This window comes from Synechococcus sp. BA-120 BA3 (assembly GCF_034931285.1).
Classification (GTDB): domain Bacteria; phylum Cyanobacteriota; class Cyanobacteriia; order PCC-6307; family Cyanobiaceae; genus Cyanobium.
This window is the reverse complement of the sequence record NZ_JAYGHZ010000340.1, coordinates 1-6405: the sequence shown is the minus strand read 5'-3', so window position 1 is coordinate 6405 and position 6405 is coordinate 1. Positions and strand designations below refer to the sequence as shown.

General features: G+C 70.5%; 8 protein-coding genes. 5 read left to right on the top strand and 3 right to left on the bottom strand.

All coding sequences use genetic code 11. The features are described from left to right. On the top strand, positions 1-994 hold a 994-nt coding region (locus VB737_RS14065; RefSeq protein ID WP_500313871.1), incomplete at its 5' end, for a sll0787 family AIR synthase-like protein. 61 nt (positions 995-1055) lie between these two features. Next, positions 1056-1331 (top strand): MSMEG_0570 family nitrogen starvation response protein, encoded by a 276-nt coding sequence (locus tag VB737_RS14060; protein WP_500313869.1) that lies wholly within the window; start codon positions 1056-1058, stop codon positions 1329-1331. Between the two features lie 21 nt (positions 1332-1352). On the opposite strand, the gene VB737_RS14055 is transcribed toward VB737_RS14060, so the two are convergent. Both VB737_RS14055 and VB737_RS14050 read right to left on the bottom strand, forming a co-directional pair. Then, entirely contained in the window at positions 1353-2183 is an 831-nt protein-coding gene (locus VB737_RS14055; RefSeq protein ID WP_500313867.1) for a sigma-70 family RNA polymerase sigma factor, read from the bottom strand. A gap of 142 nt (positions 2184-2325) precedes the next feature. Beyond that, complete coding sequence (locus VB737_RS14050; protein ID WP_500313866.1) at positions 2326-2892, bottom strand: DUF3122 domain-containing protein; 567 nt, start codon at positions 2890-2892, stop codon at positions 2326-2328. 127 nt (positions 2893-3019) lie between these two features. On the opposite strand from VB737_RS14050, the gene psbA reads away from it, so the two are divergent. From psbA to VB737_RS14035, 3 genes are all read left to right on the top strand, one after another. Then, entirely contained in the window at positions 3020-4099 is a 1080-nt protein-coding gene (gene psbA / locus VB737_RS14045) for a photosystem II q(b) protein (protein ID WP_500313864.1), read from the top strand. A 121-nt stretch (positions 4100-4220) separates the two neighbouring features. Continuing rightward, positions 4221-4895 (top strand): Tll0287-like domain-containing protein, encoded by a 675-nt coding sequence (locus VB737_RS14040; protein ID WP_500313862.1) that lies wholly within the window; start codon positions 4221-4223, stop codon positions 4893-4895. A 4-nt stretch (positions 4896-4899) separates the two neighbouring features. Then, entirely contained in the window at positions 4900-5433 is a 534-nt protein-coding gene (locus VB737_RS14035) for a cytochrome b/b6 domain-containing protein (RefSeq protein ID WP_500313860.1), read from the top strand. Here the strand turns inward: VB737_RS14035 and VB737_RS14030 are convergent. Further along, positions 5434-6405, bottom strand: a 972-nt coding sequence (locus VB737_RS14030) for a DUF362 domain-containing protein (RefSeq protein WP_500313858.1), incomplete at its 5' end; no start/stop codon positions are given. It abuts the gene before it with no gap.

The following is a 6405-nucleotide window of genomic DNA, read 5'->3' as shown; positions in this document are numbered from 1 at the left end:
TCGCCCCGGGCCGCAGGAGCCGGACCTGGCGTCCCTGGCCGCCCGGCTGCGCCAGCTCAGCGGCCTCACCGGCAAGACCGACATCCAGTCCCCGGCGGCCACCTTCCCCCACCAGCCCTTCCCCGCCCTCGGGCCCGCCGCAGCCCTAGGCGACGACGCCGCCCTGCTGCCGGCGGTGTCCACGCCGCTGCTGCTGGCCAGTGAGGGCATCGACCCAGCCCTGGTGGCCGCCGACCCCTGGTTCGCCGGCTGGTGCGGGGTGCTGGTGAACCTCAGCGACATCGCCGCCATGGGCGGCACCCCGATCGCGGTGGTGAACAGCCTCTGGTGCCGCAGCCCCGCCCAGGCGGAACCGATCCTGGCGGGCCTGCGCCGGGCCTCGGAGGTGTTCGGGGTGCCGGTGGTGGGGGGCCACACCAACCTGCACAGCCCCTATGACGCCCTGGCGGTGGCGGTGCTGGGCACGGCCGCCGGCCCAGTGCTCTCGGCCCGCGCCGCCCGTCCCGGCGACCACTGCCACCTGGTGATCGACCCGAACGGCGGCTTCCGCGGCGCCTCCCTCTGCTGGGATGCGGCCACCGATGCCGAGCCCGCCCGGCTGCGCCGCCAGCTGGCCCTGATGGCGGATCTGGCGGCCGACGCCAGCGTCCACGCCGCCAAGGACATCAGCATGGGCGGCCTGGTGGGCACCGCCGCCATGTTCTGCGAAGCGGCGGGCTGCGGCCTGCGCCTGGATCTGGCGGCGATCCAGCCCCCCGAGGGGGTGGCGCTGGAGCCCTGGCTGACCTGTTTCCCCAGCTTCGGCTTCCTGCTGGCCGCCCGGCCCGATCAGGAAAACCGGCTGGCGGAGCGGGTGGCCGCCTGCGGCGGCCTGCTGCTGGCGCGGATCGGCACGTTCACGGCGGAGCGCCGGCTGGTTCTGGAGGCGGGGGGCCGGCAGGAGACGATCTGGCGCGGTGAGAAGCCGCTCACCGGTTTCGGGGCGCTGTCGTGATCGCCACCGCAGTGGGGACGGCCCCGGCGCACAATGACCCCAATGGGTGGTGGGGGGCGCCATGCCGGAAGTGGAGCTGACGCTGGAATGGCCGGACGGGGGCAGGAGCCGCCTCTATTCCCCGTCCACAGTGATCCTCGAGCACCTGGCCCCGGGCCAGACCGTGACGGTGGCGGAGCTGAGGAGCAGGGGCATCCTGGCGCTGCGGCAGGCCTCCGAGCGGGTGCGGGCCCGCTACGGCTTCGCCTGCACCCGGGCGGATGAGGAGGAACGGCGCCTGCTGGCGCAGGCCGGCCGCTACGGCGATCAGGAGCGGGTGGGCATCAGGCCGGCTTGAGCGCAGGCGCACCTGGAGCGCTCAAGGCCGGCTGGCCAGGCGTTCGCGCAGTTTGTGCAGCGCTTTTCTCTCCAGATGCTGCACCTTGTGCTTCGTCAGGCCGACATGCTCGCCGATCTGCGCCAGCGAGGGGGAGCCCTCCTCGGCGAAGCGAAGCCGCAGCACCCGGCGCTCCATCGGATTCAGCTGGGTGAATTCCTGATGCAGCCAGCCATAGTCGTCCTGAAGGCCCGGCTCCCGGGGGTCGCCGATCAGATCCGTCAGACAGACCTCTCCATCGGCACTGCTCAGGGCGCGGTCGAGGGAGAGGGTCTGCAGGTCGTGGGAGGCCTGCAGCACCGTTTCCAGCCGCCGCGGGCTCTGCCCCAGCTGGGCGCCGATCGTGGCCAGCGACAGGGGCTCCGAAGAACCATTGCGCAGGGCATGGACCTTGCGCGCCAGGGCGGCCATCTGGGGCGGGATCCGGATCAGGCCCGACGACTCCTGGAGATGGCGTTGCACCGCCTGGCGGATCCACCAGGAGCCGTAGGTGGAGAACCGGTAGCCCCGATCCGGCAGGTAGCGCTCCACGGCGTGGATCAGGCCGAGATTGCCGGCCTGCACCACATCCATCGGATCGAGATTCATCTGGCGAATTCTGTTGAACTGCTGCTTGCAGATCGACACCACGAGGCGCAGATTTCCCGTCACCATCCGCTTGAAGGCCCGGCGCCCACAGCGTTCCTCACTGGAATTCGGCGCGGGGTTGGCGCGCCAGTCCTGCACCAGTGCACCAAGATGGAGCTCTTCCGAGGCTGTCAACAGGGGAATCCGGCCGATGCTGCGCAGATAGTCCCCAAAGCAATCTGACATGAACCCGGAAGGGATGTGACGCGCCTTTCAACGTACGACAGGCGAAATAGTCATCCCATTAGAAATATCCATCTGCCGCAGATCTGCAGCATCGCACGTCACAGTTCGCCCATCTTCATCACCGAATTGTGTAGCAACAACATCATCGACCGCCCAAAGACAAGGGGCCTTGAGGAGAGACAACAGGGCCCGCCACGGCGGCGGGCAGGGCGTGCATGGCCTGGGTCTCCTCCGGGCCCAGCACCAGCTCCGTCGAGGCCTCGCCCGCCAGGGGCAGGCTGAGGACCAGGGGCAGGGCGTCGCTGGGGCGGGGCAGCAGGGCCGCCATGTCGAACTGGGCCGACCCCTCCGGCAGCTCACCGCCCCCTGGGGCCACCAGCTCCTCGCTGCGGTTGGCCAGGGTCCAGGCCCCGCCGACGCCGTCGCTGAGCAGCAGGGGGCGGCTGTGGTCGATGGCGATCCCCGGGGTGAGGGCGCTGAGGCGCAGGCGCTCGCCGCTGGGCCAGGCGGGGTCGGGCTGCTCGAAGATCCGCAGCGACCAGCGGTTGTCGTCCCGGTCGCGCAGGCTCCAGCGCTGGCCCTCATCGGCCCGGGCCGGGCCAGGCGCCAGGGTCAGCAGCAGCACCAGCAGCAGGGCCGCCAGGGACGCCATCCAGGGCCGGGCGCCGCGGAAGGGGGAGCCCCAGACAGGTTGAGCAGAAACACGCATGGGGAGCAGCCCCGACCGGGGATCATTCAACGGTATCGTTTTATCGTCCGGCAGCAGCAAGCGGCATGGTCGCAAGGCGATGTCGCCGCCCGTCGCTCCCGGTCTGTCCATCTTCGGATGTCCTGCCATGACTCTCACCACCCTGTCGCGTTCCGGGGCCCATCCCTGGGATCGCTTCAAGAACTGGGTCACCAGCACCGAGAACCGCCTCTACGTGGGCTGGTTCGGCGTGCTGATGATCCCCACCCTGCTCACGGCCACCGTCTGTTTCGTGATCGCCTTCGTCGGCGCCCCTCCCGTCGACATCGACGGCATCCGGGAGCCCGTCTCCGGCGGCCTGCTCTACGGCAACAACATCATCACCGCCGCCGTCGTGCCCTCCAGCAACGCCATCGGCCTGCACTTCTACCCCATCTGGGAAGCCGCCAGCCTCGATGAGTGGCTCTACAACGGCGGGCCCTACCAGCTGATCATCTTCCACTTCCTGATCGGCATCTTCTGCTGGATGGGCCGGGAGTGGGAGCTCAGCTACCGCCTGGGCATGCGCCCCTGGATCGCCGTGGCGTATTCCGCCCCGGTGGCCGCCGCCACCGCCGTGCTGCTGATCTATGCGATCGGCCAGGGCTCCTTCTCCGACGCCCTGCCCCTCGGCATCTCCGGCACCTTCAACTTCATGCTGGTGCTGCAGGCGGAGCACAACGTGCTCATGCATCCCTTCCACATGCTCGGCGTGGCCGGCGTGTTCGGTGGTTCCCTGTTCTCCGCCATGCACGGCTCGCTCGTCACCAGCTCCCTGGTGCGGGAGACCACCGAGACCGAGTCCCAGAACCGGGGCTACAAGTTCGGCCAGGAGGAGGAGACCTACAACATCGTGGCCGCCCACGGCTACTTCGGTCGGCTGATCTTCCAGTACGCCTCCTTCAACAACAGCCGCAGCCTCCACTTCTTCCTGGCCGCCTGGCCCGTGATCGGCATCTGGTTCGCCGCCCTGGCGGTGGTGAGCTTCTCGTTCAACCTCAACGGGCTGAACTTCAACCACTCGATCCTGGATCACCAGGGACGTGTGGTCGACACCTGGGCCGACATCCTCAACCGCGGCGGCCTGGGCATCGAGGCGATGCACGAGCGCAACGTGCACAACTTCCCCCTCGATCTGGCGGCCACCGCCAGCACCCCCGTGGCCCTCACGGCGCCGTCGATCGGTTAGTGGGGCTTTGAACCCCGCCCAGCCGACCCCTCGCTGAGCCCCTGCCGGGCCCGGAGTGATCCGGGCCCTTTGGCCTTTCCCGTCTGTCCGTCCGTCCCCCCTCGTCCGGAGCCACCGACCCATGGCCCAGATCCTGTTTCCCAGCCTGCGGCGCCTGGCGCTGATGGCCCTCGCCTCCGCAGCGATGGTGCTGCTCGGCGCCCTGCTGCTCACCCTCGCCCCGCCGCCGGCCCTGGCGGCGCCCCCCGATCCACCGCCGACCCTCGCACCGGTGGAGCCGGCCGCCCTGGCCAAGGCCGTGGCGGCGATGGAGGATCTCGATCGGATGCGGATCGCCCTGGCCTCCACTCTCGAGGGCCGCAGCGAGCAACCCACCCTGCAGACCATGAAGGAGGTCTGCAAGCCGGTGGGGATGAAGGCCGCCGCGATCGGCGAGGAGAACGGCTGGCAGGTGCGCCAGGTGGCGACCAGGTTCCGCAACCCTGACCACGCCCCAGCCAATGCCCAGGAGCGGGAGGTGATCGACCTGTTCCACCGCCAGCCGGCGATCACCGGCCTGTGGCAACCCGCCACGGCCGAGCAGGGTGCCGGCGTGAACTACTACCGCCGCATCAACGTGGAGCCAAGCTGCCTGGCCTGCCACGGCACCAAGGCCAGCCGGCCGGCCTTCGTGACCGAGAACTATCCCGCCGACCGGGCCTTCGATTTCAAGGCGGGGGACCTGCGGGGGATGTACGCGGTGTTCATCCCCGAGGCGCCCCAGGCCCATGGCACCCTGGGGGACACCAGCAGCTGACGCGATGGCGCGCCCCCCCTACCAGCCCTCCCTGCTGCGGCTGACCCATGGCGTCACGGCGCTGCTGGTGCTGGCCGCCTGGCTGAGCGGGCTGTTCGTCTACAGCCGCTACGACGGCCGCTGGGGGCGGCTGCCCTTCACCCCGCCCGGCAGCTGGATCGACCTGCATGGCCAGGCGGGCTTCCTGCTGCTGCCCCTGGGCCTGCTCTTCGCCGCCTACGCCCTCACCCTGGGCCGGGCGCGCCTGAAGCGTTCCACCAACACCATGGCCCTGGGGGCCCTGGTGCTGGCGGTGGCCACCGGCAAGCTGATGCAGGAGGACTGGCTGCGGGACGGCCAACTGCACCACCTGGCCTACAGCCTGCACCTGTTGGCCTGGCTGCTGATCGGCCTGGCCGTGGTGCTGCACGTAGGCGACAGTCTGCGGCTGGGGGGCACGCCGCTGCTGGCCTCGATGGCCAGCACGAGCCTGCGGCCGGGTGATCGGCCCGGCGACTGGCCGGCTCAGGTGCGGCGATATCTGAAGCGGGGGGGCTGATCAGACGGCCATGAGGCGGCGCAGGTCGTCGGCCATGGCGCGGCCGGCCGCGTCGGCGGTGACGATCTCGATCCGATCAGCACTGGCCGCCCCGAGGCCGAGCTCGACCGCGCGGCGGATCTGCTCCTGCTGCCACAGCGGGCCGCGGGCCACCGCTTCGGTGGTGCCAAGCGACCGCAGCAGGGCCACGGCCACCACATCCACCGCCACCCGGTCGCTCCCCGCCAGGATCACCCCCGGCCGGACCTTGCGGCCGGATTCCGGCCCACCGTCGACGAAGGCCTCCACCCCATCGAGCAGCACCAGGGCGGGGCTGTAGGCCTGATTGATCTCGGCGATCATCAGCCGCTGGTGGGGTGAGCTGTGCAGATCGCCCATGTAGTTGTGGGGGTCACCGGGCACGAACTTGGCCACCAGCCCCACCGCGTTCTTCAGCGAGAGGGTGAAGTCCCCCCCGAAGCGATGGGTCTTGAGGCAGCAGGTGTTGACCACCGCGCCGGCCTCCAGGGCCGGCCGGGCGAAGGCGAACCCCTTCGGCCAGTGGGTGCCCTCGGCGGCCACGCGCTGCCAGCCGTCGCGGTCGAGTTCATCGAGCACCAGGGCCTCCAGGCCGAGGCGATCGGCCAGGGCGAACACCCCCTTGGTCTCCATCGCCCGGCGGGTGTCGGCCATGCCGGAGCGATCGCCCACGGTGATGGCGCCGGCACCGGCATTGCGCAGTTCGGCCACCAGCGCCTCCAGCAGCGGCGTGTCGGTGGCGGCAGGGGCCGGATCGGCGGTGTTGTAGTTGGGCTTGAGGAAAACCGAACGGTCCTTCAGGCCGGTGGGCTGCAGCAGGTCGATCGCCGCGCGGGTGCCGGCCACCCGGTCGTCGCTGCGGATCAGCACCACCCGGCTGACGCCGGCGGAAGAGGCGCCGGCTCCCTCCGCCGCCGCGGAGGCGGCCCCGGCGGTCGCCCGGGACCCGGGAGA

What these genes read in the sequence shown, in the direction of transcription:
- VB737_RS14060 (WP_500313869.1), top strand. Translation starts at nt 1,056, where the DNA reads ATGCCGGAAGTGGAGCTGACGCTGGAATGGCCGGACGGGGGCAGGAGC.
- VB737_RS14050 (WP_500313866.1), bottom strand. Translation starts at nt 2,892, where the DNA reads ATGCGTGTTTCTGCTCAACCTGTCTGGGGCTCCCCCTTCCGCGGCGCC.
- VB737_RS14055 (WP_500313867.1), bottom strand. Translation starts at nt 2,183, where the DNA reads ATGTCAGATTGCTTTGGGGACTATCTGCGCAGCATCGGCCGGATTCCC.
- VB737_RS14035 (WP_500313860.1), top strand. Translation starts at nt 4,900, where the DNA reads ATGGCGCGCCCCCCCTACCAGCCCTCCCTGCTGCGGCTGACCCATGGC.
- VB737_RS14040 (WP_500313862.1), top strand. Translation starts at nt 4,221, where the DNA reads ATGGCCCAGATCCTGTTTCCCAGCCTGCGGCGCCTGGCGCTGATGGCC.
- psbA (WP_500313864.1), top strand. Translation starts at nt 3,020, where the DNA reads ATGACTCTCACCACCCTGTCGCGTTCCGGGGCCCATCCCTGGGATCGC.